The organism is Kosakonia sp., from assembly GCF_032052965.1.
In the GTDB taxonomy this organism is placed as follows: domain Bacteria; phylum Pseudomonadota; class Gammaproteobacteria; order Enterobacterales; family Enterobacteriaceae; genus Kosakonia.
The window spans coordinates 1-19274 of the sequence record NZ_DAMBVN010000019.1; the positions used below are offsets into that span (position 1 = coordinate 1).

At 51.3% G+C, this 19274-nt stretch carries 20 protein-coding genes; 12 read left to right on the forward strand and 8 right to left on the reverse strand.

All coding sequences use genetic code 11. The features are described 5' to 3' along the window. Nucleotides 1–140: 140 nt before the first annotated feature. From RTX30_RS18650 to RTX30_RS18660, 3 genes are all read right to left on the reverse strand, one after another. A complete protein-coding gene (locus tag RTX30_RS18650; RefSeq protein WP_312691656.1) occupies nt 141–368 on the reverse strand; it encodes a hypothetical protein in 228 nt (75 codons plus the stop codon). Nucleotides 369–396: 28 nt separating this feature from the next. Further along, nucleotides 397–1533, reverse strand: coding sequence for a PAAR domain-containing protein (locus RTX30_RS18655; RefSeq protein WP_312691657.1), 1137 nt, complete (start codon nt 1531–1533; stop codon nt 397–399). 695 nt (nt 1534–2228) lie between these two features. Beyond that, a complete protein-coding gene (locus RTX30_RS18660; RefSeq protein WP_312691658.1) occupies nt 2229–3365 on the reverse strand; it encodes a PAAR domain-containing protein in 1137 nt (378 codons plus the stop codon). 411 nt (nt 3366–3776) lie between these two features. On the opposite strand from RTX30_RS18660, the gene RTX30_RS18665 reads away from it, so the two are divergent. From RTX30_RS18665 to RTX30_RS18695, 7 genes are all read left to right on the forward strand, one after another. Then, nucleotides 3777–5321: a methyl-accepting chemotaxis protein gene (locus RTX30_RS18665; RefSeq protein WP_312691659.1), complete on the forward strand. Its 1545-nt coding sequence runs from the start codon at nt 3777–3779 to the stop codon at nt 5319–5321. 182 nt (nt 5322–5503) lie between these two features. Continuing rightward, complete coding sequence (locus RTX30_RS18670) at nt 5504–6397, forward strand: oxidoreductase (protein ID WP_312691660.1); 894 nt, start codon at nt 5504–5506, stop codon at nt 6395–6397. Nucleotides 6398–6590: 193 nt separating this feature from the next. Next, nucleotides 6591–7088, forward strand: coding sequence for an ATP-binding protein (locus RTX30_RS18675; protein ID WP_312691661.1), 498 nt, complete (start codon nt 6591–6593; stop codon nt 7086–7088). A gap of 74 nt (nt 7089–7162) precedes the next feature. Further along, nucleotides 7163–7393: a 4Fe-4S mono-cluster protein YjdI gene (gene yjdI / locus RTX30_RS18680; protein WP_312691662.1), complete on the forward strand. Its 231-nt coding sequence runs from the start codon at nt 7163–7165 to the stop codon at nt 7391–7393. Between the two features lie 11 nt (nt 7394–7404). Next, nucleotides 7405–7677, forward strand: coding sequence for a GNAT family N-acetyltransferase (locus RTX30_RS18685; RefSeq protein ID WP_312691730.1), 273 nt, complete (start codon nt 7405–7407; stop codon nt 7675–7677). 354 nt (nt 7678–8031) lie between these two features. Beyond that, complete coding sequence (gene cspA, locus RTX30_RS18690; protein ID WP_312691663.1) at nt 8032–8244, forward strand: RNA chaperone/antiterminator CspA; 213 nt, start codon at nt 8032–8034, stop codon at nt 8242–8244. After that, complete coding sequence (locus tag RTX30_RS18695; RefSeq protein ID WP_409429832.1) at nt 8201–8443, forward strand: cold-shock protein; 243 nt, start codon at nt 8201–8203, stop codon at nt 8441–8443. The genes cspA and RTX30_RS18695 overlap by 44 nt, the downstream gene beginning before the upstream one ends. Nucleotides 8444–8556: 113 nt before the next feature. On the opposite strand, the gene RTX30_RS18700 is transcribed toward RTX30_RS18695, so the two are convergent. Beyond that, nucleotides 8557–9336, reverse strand: a complete 780-nt coding sequence (locus tag RTX30_RS18700; RefSeq protein ID WP_312691664.1) for a helix-turn-helix transcriptional regulator — start codon at nt 9334–9336, stop codon at nt 8557–8559. 110 nt (nt 9337–9446) lie between these two features. On the opposite strand from RTX30_RS18700, the gene RTX30_RS18705 reads away from it, so the two are divergent. Together RTX30_RS18705 and RTX30_RS18710 are read left to right on the forward strand one after the other, a co-directional pair. Then, on the forward strand, nt 9447–10208 hold the full coding sequence (locus tag RTX30_RS18705; protein WP_312691665.1) for a methyltransferase domain-containing protein: 762 nt from the start codon (nt 9447–9449) through the stop codon (nt 10206–10208). Between the two features lie 178 nt (nt 10209–10386). Further along, the gene (locus RTX30_RS18710) at nt 10387–11715 is read left to right on the forward strand and encodes a glycosyl hydrolase family 28 protein (RefSeq protein WP_312691666.1); all 1329 of its coding nucleotides are present in this window, start codon (nt 10387–10389) and stop codon (nt 11713–11715) included. A gap of 39 nt (nt 11716–11754) precedes the next feature. Here RTX30_RS18710 and RTX30_RS18715 read toward each other — a convergent pair whose 3' ends face one another. After that, on the reverse strand, nt 11755–12822 hold the full coding sequence (locus tag RTX30_RS18715; protein WP_312691667.1) for an SDR family oxidoreductase: 1068 nt from the start codon (nt 12820–12822) through the stop codon (nt 11755–11757). Nucleotides 12823–12924: 102 nt separating this feature from the next. Here RTX30_RS18715 and RTX30_RS18720 point away from each other — a divergent pair, with 102 nt between their 5' ends. Next, a complete protein-coding gene (locus tag RTX30_RS18720) occupies nt 12925–13857 on the forward strand; it encodes a LysR family transcriptional regulator (protein WP_312691668.1) in 933 nt (310 codons plus the stop codon). Between the two features lie 65 nt (nt 13858–13922). Further along, nucleotides 13923–15041, forward strand: coding sequence for a cupin domain-containing protein (locus RTX30_RS18725; protein ID WP_312691669.1), 1119 nt, complete (start codon nt 13923–13925; stop codon nt 15039–15041). A gap of 174 nt (nt 15042–15215) precedes the next feature. On the opposite strand, the gene RTX30_RS18730 is transcribed toward RTX30_RS18725, so the two are convergent. After that, a complete protein-coding gene (locus RTX30_RS18730) occupies nt 15216–15932 on the reverse strand; it encodes a nitroreductase family protein (protein ID WP_312691670.1) in 717 nt (238 codons plus the stop codon). Nucleotides 15933–16520: 588 nt separating this feature from the next. Here RTX30_RS18730 and RTX30_RS18735 point away from each other — a divergent pair. Beyond that, entirely contained in the window at nt 16521–16931 is a 411-nt protein-coding gene (locus RTX30_RS18735) for a hypothetical protein (RefSeq protein ID WP_312691671.1), read from the forward strand. A 23-nt stretch (nt 16932–16954) separates the two neighbouring features. Here RTX30_RS18735 and oxyR read toward each other — a convergent pair whose 3' ends face one another. Together oxyR and RTX30_RS18745 are read right to left on the reverse strand one after the other, a co-directional pair. Next, complete coding sequence (oxyR, locus tag RTX30_RS18740; protein WP_312691672.1) at nt 16955–17872, reverse strand: DNA-binding transcriptional regulator OxyR; 918 nt, start codon at nt 17870–17872, stop codon at nt 16955–16957. A 359-nt stretch (nt 17873–18231) separates the two neighbouring features. Beyond that, nucleotides 18232–19242, reverse strand: coding sequence for a glycosyl hydrolase family 8 (locus RTX30_RS18745; RefSeq protein WP_312691673.1), 1011 nt, complete (start codon nt 19240–19242; stop codon nt 18232–18234). Nucleotides 19243–19274 lie beyond the last annotated feature (32 nt).

Consider the following 19274-nt stretch of genomic DNA (forward strand, 5'->3'; position numbering starts at 1 on the left):
GGCTTATGAAGACATTACTAACATCGATGTGTATTAATCAATGGGGAGCAGGTCATAGAGTAGATGGCGAATACTAAGACAATGCCTCCCTATCGAAGGATAGATTTTGTTCTATTTATCATCCTAAGCAGCCTTTCAAATCATCTCACCTTTTTAAAGATAAGTAGAATGAGAGGTACACTGATCACAAAACCGTAAACCGCCGCATCAAAAACACCATTTGTAGCTTCAGCAAGTGAATCAACAGCCTGGTAATACTCTTTTAATGGAACAGGGTTTGACACGAGGAGCTGATTTTCAAAGAAAATCGAGAATGCTTGTGAGGCGATGAACAGCCCGAGGAAGTAGCCCAGGGTGACAATACCCATTCCACACCATCTGAGGATGGTTTTGGTTCTATTCGTCATTGTCATAAGATCCACCTAATACTCCGCCCACAGTACCGCCGGAATAAGGAGATAATGAATCTCCAGTAGCGGCGGCTCCCGCTGCAATATGCTGAATTTTACCTTTTGGCGATTTCTGGAAGTGCGATAAGTTGTCCTTATTGGGATACACTTTTTTAAACTCGCCCGTCATTTCAATAACTGCCATAGATGAGAAGTTTGAGCTTTTTGACTCAAGATAACGCAGCAATGAGACAGGGATCGTGAAATCTTCTTCGGATTCGATAGGAATCTGCGTCGTGGTCGATGTGTAATTGTGTTCGAATACTCTTGAACCAGCAAACTTGATCCCTTCAACAGAATAAGTGGTACAGTTCTTCCCTGTTACGTCGTACTCATCGATTGTATGGCCTCTTCGCTTTGTTGTTTCATTCATCTCCGACGTTTGAATCGCTGGTTCACCCTTGCTCCATCGGTCTTCAAAGAATTGTCTCGTTTTCTTCGGGTCAGCGTCATCTATACGGAATACTCTTGCATCCATCCGGTATAGTTCGGCTCTATAGAAAGCTCTCGCATCTTCACCTTGCAGAAAGTTTAAAATCCCATCACCCGTAAACCCTCCTGGATTCGTTCTACCATAGCGCCCATAGGTATAAAGGTAGACATGGTTATTCTCATGCACCGAAACAAAAGCATGACCAGCCCCTTTGGTTTCAGTCCAGATGTAAACGCCGTTCAATAAATGGTTATCTTCTGGCTTGCAGGTGTCAGCAAAGCTGTTTTGCTTCTTCGCTGCCTGTGCGTGCTGCACTGGCTCTACAGGCGCTCTAGCCCCGGAAGGGGGATTAACCTCAACGGTGCCAGGCGCGATAAGGAAATTTGAACCACTCGGACAATCGCAGTGGATGACAGATCCCTCTACTGCTACAGCTTCGCCGTTTGTTTGTCGGTGATTTCCGGTGACAATCACACCCACTTTCCCGCATTTTGGGCAGGGAGACGTTTTATCGCCAATGCAGAGTTTTAGTCTCCCCATAACGGTAAATCCGCTCCGGCTTGCATAACATTCAGCCCCTGTAGACGTTTTATCCCCATGTAGCCCAATGTTTTTACCGTGAACGATGAAGCCTCTGTTGACTGAAACCATATGATCCCCTTAATTCCCTTTACTTATTACGCAAATTTTCCTTGCGGCCTTTCTGCGAATAATCATCCCGGATGAAGCAATTATCGTTTCATTAAAACGATGTTTTATTACGGGAGATTAATCAGAATGGGTTTGATGAACCTTTATTAATTTCCAGACAGGAATGATAAGTTGTGAGCTTGTTCAAAATTATGCATTAATTTTTCTTCAGGGAATAATTTTACCATCAATAAAAATTCTATTTATCAGGTGGTTAACTTTTCTATAACCTAAAGCTTCAAGAGAAACACGGTCAGCTGGGAGGGGGTTAAATCCCCCCTCGCTGACAGTCTCTGAAAAGTTAACAGCGAAGACAAGATCGAAGTAAAGCACTATAACGTAATAGGCAATGCACATTAGTGCGATACTCACCCACCTGATCCACAACGTCTTAGCATCACCTTACCTTTTTAAAAATTATTAAGATTAGAGGGATGCAGATCGTAAAACCAAAGAGGGCGACATTAAAAACGCCATCCGTTGCTTGCATGAGCGAGTCTATTGATGCCTGGTACTCTTTTAATGGAATTGGACCTGAGAAAAGCATGCTTTCATTTTCGCTGAATGCGGAAAAAGAGAAAGACGATAATGCCAGCGCAATATAGTAGCAAAGCGATACAGTGCCAATTCCACACCATCTGAGGATGGTTTTGGTTCTACTCGTCATTGTCATAAGATCCACCTAATACTCCGCCCACAGTACCGCCGGAATAAGGAGATAATGAATCTCCAGTGGCTGCACCTTCCGCTGCAACATGCTGAACGACACCCCCGTAAGTTTCCTGGATTGGTCGCAAATTGCCTGAATTAGGGTATTGCTCCTGGAACTTGCTCGTCATCTCAATGACAAGCATTGAGGACATGTTGCTACCCTTTGCGATGAGGTATTTTTGCAGAGATACAGGAACGGTGAAGTCTTCTTCGGCTTCGATAGGTAGCTGCGTCGTTAATGATGTATACCCGTGTTCGAAAACCGTCGAGCCAGCAAATTTGATACCTGCTACTGAATGTGTAGTGCAATTGCTCCCAGTAACATCATATTCATCAATGGTACGGCCTCTTCTTCTTGTTGTTTCATGCATTTTTTCCGTTTGGATAGCTGGCCTTGCGTTGTTCCATAGCACTTCGAAAAATTTTCGTATTCTCACCGGGTCAGCGTCATCTATACGGAATACTCTTGCACCCATCCGGTATAGTTCGGCTCTATAGTAAGCTCTCGCATCTTCACCTTGCAGAAAGTTTAAAATCCCATCACCCGTAAACCCTCCTGGATTCGTTCTACCATAGCGCCCATAGGTATAAAGGTAGACATGGTTATTCTCATGCACCGAAACAAAAGCATGACCAGCCCCTTTGGTTTCAGTCCAGATGTAAACGCCGTTCAATAAATGGTTATCTTCTGGCTTGCAGGTGTCAGCAAAGCTGTTTTGCTTCTTCGCTGCCTGTGCGTGCTGCACTGGCTCTACAGGCGCTCTAGCCCCGGAAGGGGGATTAACCTCAACGGTGCCAGGCGCGATAAGGAAATTTGAACCACTCGGACAATCGCAGTGGATGACAGATCCCTCTACTGCTACAGCTTCGCCGTTTGTTTGTCGGTGATTTCCGGTGACAATCACACCCACTTTCCCGCATTTTGGGCAGGGAGACGTTTTATCGCCAATGCAGAGTTTTAGTCTCCCCATAACGGTAAATCCGCTCCGGCTTGCATAACATTCAGCCCCTGTAGACGTTTTATCCCCATGTAGCCCAATGTTTTTACCGTGAACGATGAAGCCTCTGTTGACTGAAACCATATGATCCCCTTAATTCCCTTTACTTATTACGCAAATTTTCCTTGCGGCCTTTCTGCGAATAATCATCCCGGATGAAGCAATTATCGTTTCATTAAAACGATGTTTTATTACGGGAGATTAATCAGAACGGGTTTGATGAACCTTTATTAATTTCCAGGCAGGAAGGATAAGTTGTGAGCTTGTTCAAAATTATGCATTAATTTTTCATCAGGGAATAATTTTATCCTCCATTAAAATTCTATTTATCAGGTGGTTAACTTTTCTATAACCTAAAACGGTTAAGTCAAAGATATATATTACATCTTTCCATTAATCTGCCTTCTGTATTTACCGATAACAGAAAAAGGCACGGCCGCCATTTTATGACCGCTGCTTTACCCGCCCTATAAAACAACAACAGGTACCGATGCCATGAAACTATCGCTTGCGCAAAAACTGTGGCTCCCTCTTCTCGTGGCGTTGATATGCCTGGCCGGAACCCTCTTCTTTGGTTCTCTGACCGTTAAAAATGACCAACTGGCACTGCGCAAAAACGAGCTGCAGCATGTGTCGCAACTCGCGCTCAGTATTGTTAAAACCCAGGCGGGCCTTGCTGACAAGGGATTGATATCACAGGAAGAAGCGCAACAGCGAGCCCTGCAGCTAATTAAAGACCTGCGCTATGGCGACACCGGTTATTTTACGATTCTGAATAATCAGGCGCAGGTGATCATGCATCCCATCAACGCCAAACTGATTGGAAAAGGGCCAGATATTGCCGATGCAAATGGCGTCTATATTTTCAGAGATATGGTGTCCGTCACCCAAGGGAATCAGGCTGGTTTTACGGCTTATGTGTTTCCCCGTCCGGGGGAGCAGGAAGCACAACCGAAAATTGCGTACAACATCCCCTGGGCGCCATGGGGCTGGATAGTCACCACCGGGTTGTACGTGGATGATATCGACGCAGCATTTCTGGTGTCGCTCTACCACAACCTGATGCTGTTTGTGGCGATCAGTATTCTGCTTTCTGTTCTGGTTTATGTCATTAACCGCGGGACATTGCGCACGCTGGGGGGCGAACCGCGTTATGCGGTTGATGTCGCTGCGCGCATTGCCGCGGGCGATCTCTCCCTGGCGGTAAATAAAAAAGCCGGCGACAGTTCAAGCCTGATCCATGAAATGGGGGTCATGCGTGAGCAATTGACTGCGGTGATAGAAGATATTCGCGATGGGGCGGAGATCATCAATACCAGCACGCATGATATCGTCGCCGGGAACCAGGAAATTGCGATGCATTCTGACCGGCAGGCCAGTTCGCTCGAAAAAACCTCATCCAGTATGGAAGAGATTACCGCAGCGGTTAAACAGAACGCAGAAAACGCCGGGCAGGCACGCCAACTGGCGAGTGAAGCCGTGGATATTGCCTCACGTGGCGGTGTGGCAATGAAGAGCATGAACGAAACGATGAACGGTATTTCTGAAAGCGCCGGGAAAATTGCCAGCATTATCGAGGTGGTCAACGGCATCGCATTTCAGACCAATATTCTGGCGCTGAATGCCGCAGTTGAGGCCGCAAGAGCCGGTGAGCAGGGGCGAGGATTCGCCGTCGTGGCAGGGGAAGTGCGCAGTCTGTCATTACGTAGTTCTCAGGCGGCACAGGAGATAAAAGGCCTGGTTGAGGAGTCTGTCGCGCGCGTTGAGAGTGGCTCTTCACAAATTAAAGTCGCTGGCAGCAGCATTGAGGAGATGATTACCGCAGTGCAGCGCGTGTCGAATATTATGTCGGAAATTTCGGTCGCCACGGATGAGCAGAGCAAAGGCATTAGCCATGTGAACGAAGCAATTGTACAAATTGATGCGGTGACACAGCAAAATTCAGTCTTACTGCAACAGGCTGTATCTGCGGCGAGCGCGCTGGAAGAGCAAACCCGCCGGTTAACCGAAACCGTGGCCTTTTTTAACACCGGCAGATAATACCCGTCATCTTCTCCGCGTGGGTCTGCCAGGCAGATCCACATTTTTCCTTTCTCTGCGCTTGCGTAAAACAGCGTTATTGCTTGATCAAAGCATTAACGCTCGCCTGCATTGTCATCGCCGCTGGTTAGTATCATATTGAGTGAGATTATTCGTCAGCTAATGATCTTCAGGAGAGTGATATGGCTTCAGAGAATCCCCGCGTTGCCCTTATTGGCCCGGGCGCAATAGGCACCACCATTGTGGCAGCGATGCATGAGGCTGGCCGCACTCCTACCGTGTGTGGTCGTACCGCGCACCCGCAGTTGGTGCTGCGTCACGATGAGGGGCGCATTGTGGTACCCGGCCCGGTGCTGACCGATCCCAGCGTTATCACGCAGCCGTTCGACCTGGTTTTTGTGGCGGTAAAAACGACGCAACTGGCGGCTAGCGCGGCATGGCTGAAAGCGTTGTGCAACGAAAAGACGGTGGTCTGTGCGCTGCAAAATGGTGTCGAGCAGAAAACACAGTTTGCCCCGTATGTGGCGGGCGCGACGGTGTTGCCTTCAGTCGTGTGGTTTCCCGCGCAACGTGAACCGGATGCCTCTGTCTGGCTGCGCGCCAAACCGCGCCTGACCTTGCCCGATACCCCCGCCACCACGCGGGTGCAGGCGGCGTTAGCCGGGACGCGTTGCAGCGTTGACGTCTCCGCCGATTTCCCATCCGTTGCCTGGCGCAAGTTATTACAGAATGCGGCAGCAGGGCTGATGGTGCTGTCCGGGCGTCGCGCCGGGATGTTCGCACGCGAGGACATCACTGCGCTGGCGCTGGCATACCTGCGGGAATGCCTTGCGGTCGCACGCGCAGAGGGCGCAACCCTGAGTGACGATGTTCCGCAGGAGATTGTGGCCGGGTTCCAGCGCGCGCCGGCTGACCTTGGCACATCCATTCTTGCTGACCGCCAGGCGGGTCGCCCTCTGGAATGGGATATCCGCAATGGTGTGGTACAGCGGTACGGCAAAAAACACGGCATCCCCACACCATTCAGTGATGTGATTGTGCCGCTACTTGCGGCAGGCAGCGACGGTCCGGGCTGACCAGCAGGGTTGCCATTCAGCGCTGGTGATGCGGCTGAATTGCTGTTACGTTGATAACATGCGCAAAACATATTCAGCCCCATTATTTATTGTGAGCATTATTTACACCGTCATACGAAGGGTGGGATAGCGTTCATCTTTTTCCCGCCAGCACGGCGGGGGCCTTGCTGGTACGCAACCTGTGAGGTATTCAATGACTGACCTTCATCCATCCCGACCGACACTGCATATCCTGTGTGGCAAAATTGCCGCAGGTAAATCGACCCTTGCCGCCGAACTGAGTAAAACACCAGGCACCATTGTGTTGAGCGAGGACAGCTGGTTATCGCCGCTGTTTAGCGATCTTATGCACTCTGTGCAGGACTATGTTCAGTACTCCGCGAAACTCAAACTGGCCATCAAACCGCATGTCATTGCATTACTGCATGCTGGCGTTAATGTCGTGCTGGATTTCCCGGCCAATACGCTTGCCAGCAGAGAGTGGATGATGAGCATCATCAACGCTTCTGGCGCAGAACATTTGCTGCATTATCTCGACGTGAGTGATGAGGTGTGCAAAGCGCGGCTACGCCAGAGAAATGCCGCAGGCCAGCATGATTTCGCTGCCACTGAGCAGCAGTTTGAGCAGATCACACGCTATTTCGTCGAACCGACAGCAGATGAAGGCTTTCAGATCCGCCGATATTGCTGAGACAGGCAGGTACCTTGTAGTCTCCCGTCAGAGCTATGCTTATTTTCAACACCAATAATAATCGGGGCAATGTCATGGATAAGGAACTACTGGACGCGGGTTACCGGGTCTATACCGGAGAGAAAATCGACGTCTACTTCAACACAGACGTTTGTCAGCATGCTGGAAATTGCGTGCGCGGCAGCGCTAAGCTCTTCAACCTGAAACGCAAACCGTGGATCATCCCGGATGAAGTAGATGCTGCCACAGTAGTGAAAATTATTGATACCTGCCCGAGCGGTGCGCTGAAGTACCGCCATAACTGAGTGAGACAATGATGGAAATACTGGAAGGTCATAACAAGTTCTATGTGAATGATGCCGAAGGGAGCCAGGTGGCGGAGATCGTTTTTGTGCCCACGGGCGATCATCTGAGCATTATTGAGCATACCGATGTCGATCAGAGCCTGAAGGGGCAGGGGGTAGGCAAACAACTGGTCGCGAAAGTGGTAGAAAAAATGCGTGCTGAGAAGCGCAAAATTATTCCGCTGTGCCCGTTCGCCAAACACGAATTTGATAACACACGCGAATACGATGACATTCGTGCATAAATCCCTGCACTGGTTAACGCCAGTGCAGCTATTTCATGCTTCTGCATGAACAGGGCTATCTTGCTGGCGGCCCTGTATGACTGGCCGTTTGCCGCCACGGTAAATGGTACGCGGAGAGTAAAAAAAACAGACACATGGAAAATAAATTTAAAATAGGGCTTGCATCCATGTCTCTGCCGTGCGTTAATGCGTCGTCGGTTTGATAATCATTATCTCCAGCAGTTCACTAAAGTCTTTCTCATCTCTAAGTACCACCTTGCTACTTCTATTTGGGTCTTCGCTTTACACTCTGATAAAAATAATGTCTCAGACCATTGCTGCCGAAAAGGCTAACAAAATTAGAAGGTAATAAGTATGTCTACTAAAATGACTGGTATCGTAAAATGGTTCAACGCTGAGAAAGGCTTCGGTTTTATTTCTCCGAAAGACGGCAGTAAAGATGTGTTCGTACACTTCTCTGCTATCCAGAGCGATAACTATCGTACTCTTGAAGAAAATCAAGAAGTTGAATTCACCATTGAAAATGGTGCGAAAGGCCCGGCTGCGGCAAACGTCGTCGCCCGCTAAGGATTTAAAGATTACTCATCGTACTCATTTCCGCTGCCCTTGCTGTAGCGGAACGCAATATCGGATTTCCAGTTTCGATGTCACTGAAAAGAATCCGTCTGGCGCAAAATGTATTTTTTGTAAGTCATCCATGACTGCATTTAATAATTTTTCTGCCTGGATTCACTCTTCTCAGATGCCGCTCGATTTCCGCAAATAATAAAAATCAGGTCAGTTTACTGGCCTGATTTTTTTATTCCTGCTGGTTCAAAATATATTCTCTCTCTCTTCACGCCATAAGCGCTCCCGTCACAGCAGTCGGAGGGGGAAGAATTACACCGCCATTAACATTATCATTTTGACAGAACGATTGCTGGTCAGTTGCCAGGTCATCTGTCGATAGTGCAGCTCGCCCTGAAGGGGATGGTTAAACACGCGCTCTCCACCTTCGCGCACCACCACCTGCTGGCGTGACCAGAAACTGCGAAACAGATCGCTGTCATTACTCAGGCTTTGCACAAAGTGATTCAGATCCTGGTCATGAGGGTAGTGCATTGCATCGGCGCGCAGTTCCGCTACGATACGGCTGGCGCGCGTTTCCCAGTCGGCCACCAGCGTACGGGCCTGCGGATAACGAAACATAAAATCCATCATGTTGGGTGCAGGCACGCTACCCAGCCAGCCGCTAAACAGCGCTTCGGCGGCCTGATTCCAGGCCAGCATATTCCAGGTGAGATCAAGTAAATAACAGGGGCAGGCCATCTGAGTGACCGTTGCCAGCACGTCCTCCTCTACCGTGACGACCTGTTCTTCCTGCGGATCGTTTTGCATTGCCAGGTGGAAGAGATACTTACGTTCTGTCGGTTTCATTTTCAACACGCTGGCAATATTCGACAGCGTCTGCGCAGACACGACAATGTCCCGTCCCTGCTCAATCCAGGTGTACCAGGTTGTACTTATCCCGCTGAGCTGTGCCACCTCTTCCCGGCGTAACCCGCGGGTGCGCCGCCGGCCCTGCGCCGGTAAGCCAATGTCTGCAGGTTGGGTGTTTTCTCGCTGCGAACGCAGGAACGCGCCAAGCGTTTTTGGCCCGGCGAAGAGGGTATTTTCCATGGGGGGTACTCGCTAATACCAGTATAAATGCCAATATTGTACCAATATAAACAGCCCCGTATAGTCGCCTCAGAGCAGGTTTTTTTGTCGTGCTGAAAAAGGAAAAGAGAATGGCAGTCAATCATCATGAGTTAACCCAAAAGCAATTTGGCGATCAGGCGCAGGCTTACTTGCAGAGTCAGGTTCATGCGCAGGGGGCAGATTTAACCCGGCTGGCAGAGTGGCTGGCAGACGATACCGAAAGTGCCGTACTGGATTTAGGCTGTGGTGCCGGGCACGCCAGTTTTGTGGCGGCCGGGGTAACACGCGCCGTAACAGCATATGATCTGTCGGAAAAAATGCTTGAGGTGGTGCGTCACGCGGCCGTCGAACGCCAGCTTGGTAATGTCACCACCGTGCATGGCGCGGCAGAAAAGCTGCCGTTTACCGACGCCGCCTTTGACGTCGTGATCAGCCGCTATTCCGCCCACCACTGGCATGATGTGGCGCTGGCGCTGCGCGAAGTGAAACGCGTACTGAAACCGGGTGGAAAATTTATTCTGATGGATATCGCGTCGCCGGGGCGCCCGGTTCTCGACATCTGGCTGCAAACCATTGAGGTGCTGCGCGACCCGTCTCATGTGCGCAACTACTCCCCTGCAGAGTGGCTGCAAATGACTCAGCAAAGCGGCATGACGGTGCAAAAAATGGTTTCGGACAGGCTGGCGCTGGAGTACAGCTCGTGGGTGGAACGCATGAAAACGCCGGAGGTGTTGCGCGGGGCGATTCGCTACTTGCAAAGCCACACGTCTGAAGAGGTAAAACAGCACTTTCTGATCGGTGATGAGGGGTCTTTTACTACCGATACCCTTATGTTTCAGACCCGGGCCTGATGATGCCCGGTGCGCCCGGCTGGACGGGCGCACCAGGCATCCAGGCTGTTAGTAAATAAATCTTTTATAAATCAGCCATAAATAAGTGCTTTTGCACAATAGTTCTCGTGCATTTCATGCCCTAAAGTAAATTACCGCATCAATGGACTTTGGCAATTGACTTATCAATCGAGGACCTATGAACAAATCTCTGCTTGCGCTGATCTGCTGTGGCGCTTTTTCATCTGCGATGGCGCAGGCCGCGCCTACCCACTGTATTCCTGACGATTTTGGGGGTAAGGGCGATGCAAAAACCCTCAACACCGATGCTATCCAACAAGCAATAGAGCAATGCAGCCAGCGTGGTGGCGGTACTGTGTTGTTATCGCCCGGGGTCTGGCTAAGCGGCCCGCTCCAGCTACGTAGCAATATCACCCTGAATATAGCGCCAGGGGCAACGCTGAAAGCCAGCAACCAGGAAGGGAAATTCATCCCGGCCTTTATTGGTCACCCGGCACGCACCAACGAAGCCTTTATTTTTGCCAGCCAGGTGAAGAATGTGGCCATTACGGGGGGCGGTTCGCTGGATGGCGATGGCGAGCAAAGCTGGTGGCCGGAAGCGCTAAAGATCCGCGCAGAAGTGCGCAGCGGCAATACCAAAGCATTTACCGATCGCTTCCCCGGCATCCCGTTGGCTAATGGCGCGCCACGCCCATGGTTTGTGGAGTTCAATGAAGTGAAGGGCGGTAAGATCGCGCAGCTTCATCTGACCAACTCGCCTATGTGGAACATCGTTATCCGCAATAGCGACAATATTGATGTCCATCAGGTGAACATCAGCAACCCGACCACGTCGCCGAATACTGACGGCATGGATATTGTCTCCTCAAGTAATGTCCATATTTCGAATGTCGACATTCACACAGGTGATGACAATATCGCGATCAAATCGGGTCTGGTTCCCGGCACGGGCGCTCCCGCGAAGGAGATCACCATCACCGATTCCATCATGCGCGATGGACACGGTATTTCGCTGGGCAGCGAAACCGCCAACGGGATCGGGCGGGTCACGGTCAGCAATGTCACTTTCCTGAACACGGAAAATGGGCTGCGCATTAAATCTGCCCGCGATCGTGGCAATACTATTGGTCCGCTGGTGGCGGACCATTTGACGATGACCCATGTCGCCACGCCAGTGCTGGTCACCAATAGTTACAGTGGTCAGTCGGGTGCGCAGGGTAACACCTTAATTTCGCCGCTTGATAACGCCGCTATCACCGCCACCACGCCGAAAATCAACGGCGTGAATATTTCGTATCTCACCGCCACCAATGCCAATCATGCCATGATTTTTAGCGGCTTGCCGGAGTCGCTGGTGCAGGGCGTTTCGCTGCAACATATTGATATTTCTTCCAAGTATGGGGTGCAGGCCCGTTATGTCTCTGGCACAGGCAGTGATGTGCATATCACTGCGCAGGAGGGAGCGAGAGTAGAGCAGGGCCCGCAGACAGCATTGACGCTAAACTGACGGTGCGCCCGGCGCCGTTTCGGGCGCCGGGCAAGCGGGTTAACGCGGAATAATATGTTCTTCCCGCAGTCGGTCAAAGAGCGTCATGAACGAATCGAGCGTGCAGCGATAGCCAGTAAACCCGGCTTTGCGGCTTTTACTCATATCCGCAAAGGCTTCCATCGGGCGGCCGAGATCGGCATCGGTATGCCACCAGGAGGCGAGCTTGCTGACATCGTTTTCGCGCAAGTGATAGCGCTGTGCAATGTCGCGCCAGGCGGTGGCGGCTTCCTGCATGCGGCCTTCCAGCGGGAGCATACTGGTCGGGTAATCCGCCGGTTCAATGCCAAAATAATCTGCCAGTTTTGGCCACAGCCAGTTCCAGCGGAACACATCGCCATTTACGGCATTAAAATCGGCGTTGGCCGCATTCGGGCTTTGCGCCGCCCAACTCAGTTGTTCCGCCAGCACATCCGCATCCGTGACATCCGACACGCCGTTCCACTGCTCGGGCGAACCGGGGAAGATAAATGGCCAGCCCTTTTCCTTGCATAACGTGGCGTAGACCGCCAGCGTTAGCCCCATATTCATGGCATTACCCAGCGCATAACCAATGATGGTATGCGGGCGGTGAACGCTCCAGCGGAAGCCATATTTTTCTGCACCGGCGAATACTTCATCTTCCTGAGCGTAGTAAAAGTTTTCCACCTGCTGGCGGCCCTGCTCTTCACGGAAGGGGGTTACCGGCACGTTGCCTTTGCCATATGCCTCGAACGGGCCAAGGTAGTGTTTCATGCCGGTCACTAGCGCAACGTGCGCGCCACGGAGTCGCTCACCCAGCGCATGGATGACGTTTTTGACCATTGCGCCGTTAACGCGAATATTGGCCTGCTCATTTTGCTGGCGCGCCCAGACGCTAAAGAACAGCGCGTCTGGCGTTATGTCGCGCAGCGCCGTGATTACTGCCTGGTCATCCGTTAAATCCGCAATCAGGCTGATGCACCCGGCGGGGACTTCACCGCGTCCGCGCGACAGACCGTAAACCCGCCAGCCTTCGCCAGTGAGTTGTTCCGCCAGTGCGCGGCCAATCACACCACTAATGCCGACAATTAATGCTGTTTTCTGCACAGAATTTCTCCCCAATGTTTGCCTATAAAGAGCCTAATAGAGAATTCTTTTCTTATCTCTGGTATTAATTCGCATGATTATCAACTTTGGTTCATAAATACGATGCGCGATCAGCGACTGAAAGACATTGTTCCCTTTGTAACCTGTGTCGAGGAGGGGAGTTTTACAGCAGCGGCGGAACGGCTGCATCTGACCGGGTCGGCCATCAGTAAAAGCGTGGCCCGGCTGGAAGCACGGTTAGGTTCGCGTCTGCTGGAACGCACCACGCGCCGGCTAGAGCTGACCGATGCCGGGCATGCCTGGTACCAGACATGTGTGCGTATCCTGGAGGAACTGGCTGAAGCTGAATCGGTGCTGGCTGCGCACCGCACGATTCCGTCCGGGCGCTTACGCCTGGCCGTGCCGAATACATACGGTCGGCTCGGCGTGATGCCAGTGCTGATGCCATTTTGCCAGCTGCACCCGGAGATAGAACTGAGCCTGACCTTCTCGGATCGCTTTGTTGATCTGTTTGAAGAGGGCATTGATGTGGCGGTACGTATCGGGCAGCCGGAGGCGTTGCCTGCATCGTTGGGTTGCCGACGTCTTGGTCGCGAGAAGATGGTGTTTTGCGCCTCGCCAGATTACCTGCAACGAGAAGGGACGCCGCAGAACGAAGCGGCGCTGATGGAGCACCAGGCCATTCTTTATGAGCGCGTAGATGGCACGACCAAGCCTTGGCTGTTCACCACGGAAGACGGTCACCCGCAATGGCGTACCGTCGCGCACCGCATGGCTCTGGGCGATGTCGATGCCCAGGTCCTGGCGATTTGCGCAGGACTCGGCGTCGCGCAGATGCCCACCTGGTTGGTGCACCGCCAGCTGGAAAGCGGAGCGTTGCGTATTGTCTTGCCTCACCTGCAGCCTGACGGATTGGCGTTAACGCTGGTGTGGCCGCGTCGCAAGCAGTTACTGCCGAAGGTGGATGCGCTGCTTGCGGCATTTAGCCAACTGGTGATTGCACCGCCGTTACCCGTACAAGCTCTTGACCAATGACAAGGCGGGCAGGGGAGATCACTCTTTATAATCCCCCACGTTTCCCTTCTCACTGGTGTGGATCTATGGCTTACCAACTTAACCTTAACTGGCCAGAATTTTTTGAAAAATACTGGCAAAAGAAACCCGTTGTCCTGAAGCGCGCATTCGTGGACTTTGTTGATCCGATAACGCCGGACGAACTGGCTGGTCTGGCGATGGAGCCGGAAGTCGACAGCCGCATTGTCAGCCATGTGAATGGCCAGTGGCAGGCATGGAATGGCCCCTTCGAGCAGTTTGATCATTTAGGCGAAACGAACTGGTCCTTGCTGGCACAGGCAGTAAACCACTGGCATGCGCCCTCTGCGGAACTGGTAAAGCCGTTTCGTGTGCTGCCGGAGTGGCGTTTTGATGATTTGATGATCTCCTATTCCGTGCCGGGCGGTGGTGTAGGCCCGCATATCGATCAATATGATGTGTTTATTATCCAGGGGATGGGGAGCCGCCGCTGGCGCGTGGGCGATAAGTTACCAATGCGTCAGTTCTGCCCGCATCCTGCGCTACTGCATGTTGACCCTTTCCCGCCGATCATTGATGAAGATCTGGAGCCTGGCGACATTCTGTATATTCCGCCAGGATTCCCTCACGACGGTTTTACCCATGAGACTGCCTTCAACTACTCAATTGGTTTCCGTGGGCCGAATGGCCGCGATTTGATCAGCAGTTTTGCAGACTACGCGCTGGAAAACGATCTCGGTGGCGAGCACTACAGTGATCCGGACTTAACCTGCCGGGAACACCCGGGCAGAATCGAGGAGTATGAGCTGGAGCGCGTCCGCAGCATGATGATCGCGATGATCAACCAGCCGGAACATTTTAAACAGTGGTTCGGCAGCTTTATTACCACGCCGCGTCATGAGCTGGATATTGCGCCGGAACCGGACGATTACAGCGTAGAAGACGTGGTTGGCGCGCTGCAAGATGGGCAGGTATTGACCCGTCTTAGCGGGTTACGGGTACTCAACGTGGGTGGCCGCTTCTTTATTAATAGCGAAGAGCTGGAAACCGCCGATGCACAAGCGGCAGATGCCCTTTGCCGTTACACCACGATTGGCCTGAATGAGCTGGGTAAGGCACTGGACAACCCGGCATTCGCCGCCGAGCTGACTGCGCTGGTGAATCAGGGCTACTGGTACTTCGATTAGCCCCGCTAAAGCAAAGCCGCCATCGGGCTGGTGCCGGATGGCGGCCTGGTGAATGCACGCTGCCGGAACGCTTCAGGTTCGGTGCAGTTCAAAAGTGATACTGCAGGCCCGAGCGTAACTGGCATGCTAACCGGGAATTATTAGCGCACAGGCTAATGTGGTGAAACGTTATCCTCAGCGCGCGACAATAAAGCGTTTCTCATCATCGATAAAAGTCTTCTCGTCGGCCGGGCCGACAATGTTGCCAAAGTTCATCTCCGCACGCAGTTTCCAGCTTTCAGGGATGGCCCATGTCTGGCGAACTTCCATATCAATCAGCGGGTTGTAGTGCTGCAGGTTGGCGCCAATATTCTGTTCCGCCAGCGCCAGCCACACCGCGTATTGCGCAATGCCGCTGCTTTGCTCTGACCAGACAGGAAAATTATCAGCATAGGCGATGTACTGTTTTTGCAGATGGCTGACCACTTCCTGATCTTCAAAAAACAGCACCGATCCGGCGGCGGCGGCAAAACCGTCGAGCTTATCTGACGTGGCGTGGAAGTTCTCCGCAGGGATCACCTTACGTAATTGCCCACGCACCAGTTCCCAAAAACGATCATGTTCTTTCCCGAGCAGGATCAGCACCCTTGAACTTTGCGAATTGAACGCGGAAGGGGCCTGGCGAATCGCTTCTTTAATGATTTCCACCACTTTATCTTCGCCGATGGGTAAGGATTTACCCAACAGATAAATGGTCCGACGGGCTTTAGCGAGAGAGAGGAAATCCTCCGGCGTAACGCTCACTGGCAGAGTGTGTAACGCCAGTTCCGGCTGTACGTGCGGCGCTGCCGACGGCGGCGTTCCTTCCGTGCGCGCGAGAGTCGAATGAAGTATTTGCTGAAACGGGTGCATGGTTCACTTTTCCTGTCGTGAGCGTTAACCTGGTAATAGCCCTCTATCAGAGCATGGGCCGTTAAAGATCGATCCTGCGAAAAGATGCGATTAAAAGCGGTATTTACTGCAACAAAACCGCGCTTGCGAGGCGCGAGCAATAAAATGCGTTGTCGATCACGCGGCAAGCTACCCGTACCGTGCTCGCGTGGTTTCCTGCCCGTTGGGCGCGCAGTCGAAAAGTAGTACCCGAGATTCACTCAGCGGTTCCGGGGGCAACAAACGCCCCGGTCTGTGACCCACTCAGTGATACATTTTCACGTTACTGGCGCAGTTCCAACAAAAATATTCACCGGACTTTTATAGAGTGAGGGCTTTAATATATGGAACAAATGAAATTCGCACTTTAGGATCGATCTCGTCAATAATTGATGATGATTTAACCTTTTGCTTTTTATAAGATTTTTTTAGTTTTTAAGACATTCCGTATAGATAAATTTCAGTTTATTCTCTATTTTAAATATTAACCCTAAAGAAAATTTCTCCGCGGTCGATGGATATATCTCAGAGTACGGAACATCCCCCTGGACGCCAGGTATTGAGGAAAAAATGAAAGCAGAATCACACCGTAGCCGCCTTCCTTTAGATTTGGAACCGCGCCCCGAGTGTAATGTGCTGGTTCCGCCGTTTGTAAAAACCATCGCCGTTCGTTTGTGCTGGGCTTCCTCTGTTGAAGAGGCCGAAGCGTATCGTCTGCTTTCCTCGCCTTATTACCATGATGCCGTAACCGAAGACGATCGAACCCAGCTGTGCGCGCGTTTCCCCTTTATGGCTGCGATGAGTGTGCCGGCGACCATTGCTGATTACACCATTTCTCTGGTCACTGTCTGGTTGTTAATTGAAGAGATGTATCACCGGGGGACTGTGTTGCCGGACGACATCATGCGCGGCTTAATGAAAAAAACGACAACCATGCAGGCGCATGATTGTCGCAAAGATGAGGAAGAGTCTGCTGCCTGAATTTATGAGCAGCGCTGCTAACGTCACGCCAGAACGTTATTGTCGATGATGTAACGTTCCATATAGCGGGCAATGGCATTACGCAGGATCTCGTACTTTTTACGCATTGGGTCGCTGCGGTGAAAAATCAGCACCACTTTACGTTTCGGTTCCGGACTTACGCAGCGCAGATAGCGAATATTTTCGTTACCGCCCTGTTGTTGCGTTGAAAGCAGCGGGAAGAAAGAGACACCACGGTTAAAAGCCACACCGCGACGCAGCGTTTCGAGGTGCATCGCCACAAAGCGCGGGTCCGGCTCCAGTTCAAACTGATAGCAATAGCGCAACACCTGGCTGTGCAGGCAGTTACCATCATCAATCATCAGGATCTTACTGTTTTTCAGGTGTCCCATATCGATTTCGCCCATTCGCGCCCACGGATGCTGATGGCTGACGCCCAGCACCAGCGGTTCATCGAACAGCGGTAACTCTACGTATTTGCTGGTGTCTTTATTGGAGGTCATGATCGCGCATTTTATGGCGTCGGACTCCAGCATGTTCAGCAGCTGGTTGGTTTGCGCCTCATGAATTTCCAGTTCGATTTCCGGGAAGTTCTCGTGGCACACCGCGTTCATATGGGAAAAGATATACGGGGCAAGCGTCGGGATGATGCCAATATCAAGCGTTTGCATCAGGCTTTGGTAATGGCTGCTGCTGGCCATGTTTTTCAGCGCTTCAATTTCGCGCAGCACCACCTGCGTTTGTTCCACCAGTCGCAGGCCGGTTTGCGTGAAGCGGATGCGGCGAGTGGTACGTTCGAGCAGTTGCAGGCCCAGTTCATTTTCCAGCTTACGCAACTGTGCGCTGAGCGTCGGCTGGCTGACATTGCAGGCTTCCGCTGCGCGTTGAAAATGTCGGTGCTTGGCCAGCGCAACGAGATACTCAAGGTTACGGATGTTCATTATGATCCCCAGGACGGAAATTGCCGCTTGGTTGACGATCCGCTTGTAACAACGTGCTGTGTAAATGACGTGTTATTATTTTCAACTCTGTCATCAAGTTTCTCCCTCATGCTTGGACATGAGATGTATGTGGTTTTTATTATTCATTGTCCCCCGGCTCGCGCCGCTCCGCGAAGACGGAAACGGCATTACGAACCGGTGTTCCTGTATTCCAGGCCGGTTATCGGTTAATACTCAAAGGCTTCCTGCCAGATTCCTGCGCGTCCCCACGCCGGGCACTGCTTTGTGACGAAATCGTTAAGGTACGCCAGGTCAACGACGCTGGCGCGAAACTCAGTATTACAGGCGATTGCACGCCATTAATTTGCTTTCAACGACGCCGCGAACAGTGCCAGCATATGCAGCACCGACAAATAATATCCTTCGCCGGGGCGGAGAGACTTATCCATATGTTGATAATCGCCCATCGTGACATCGCGTACCGCCAGGATGCCGCCAGACATAACGTAGTTCGCCTGTCCTTCCCCGGAGACATCCACCCACGCGGGTGTTTCGTTTCGGGCATAATTCGCCCAAAAATGACGGAAATTTTCCATCGAATGTTGTTGCGTTTCGCTCAGGCTCAAATACAGCGGGATACGAATTGCATCATAACTAAATCGCGGCGGCCAGTTTTCAGCCGGCACGACTTCACCATTATTCTTGACAAAAATCCAGTCACTCGGCAACTGCGTCTTACCAAATTGCGCTTTATTGAGTAAATCGAGACTCGATTTTTTTAGTTTCAACCAAATATCGTTATGCTTATGTTGCCAGAAACTATCCCAGGCAGGAAAGATAAAGTAAGAAGGGTTAATAATATAACCTTCGTCTTTAGTAAATCCACTTAAACCTGGCAACAGTAAAGTATGCGCATCTTGTTCAATAATCAGACAATTGATTAGCGCCTCTTGAATATTTTCCGAGGCGCTAAGATAACTCTGGTCGTGCCACTTATTCCCGGCCAGTAATAATGCCCAGGCAATTAGTGTATCGCCATCGCTGGCATTATTATCGTCAGTAACTTTTCGTTCCTTCGGATCATAACGCCAGGCAAATAGCCAAAGCGAAGGACGTAATAAGGTATTTCGCGTCCAGCGCCATATTTTCTCGAAACTGGCGGGATCATCGTTCATCACCGCCAATAACATGCCATATCCCTGACCTTCCGAATGACTGATATCGCCATTTTCATGGTCAATAATGCGGCCGTCCTGGCTGAGGTAATTTTGTTTAAATTGCACCCAGTTGCCGTCCTGACTGCGGGCTGAAAAAGAGATCATGGCCAGCGAAAGCATTAAGCACGGCATGAGCCAGGTGGTTCTAAACATGAGATTTCCTGTTATGAAGATAGGGCAGTAAA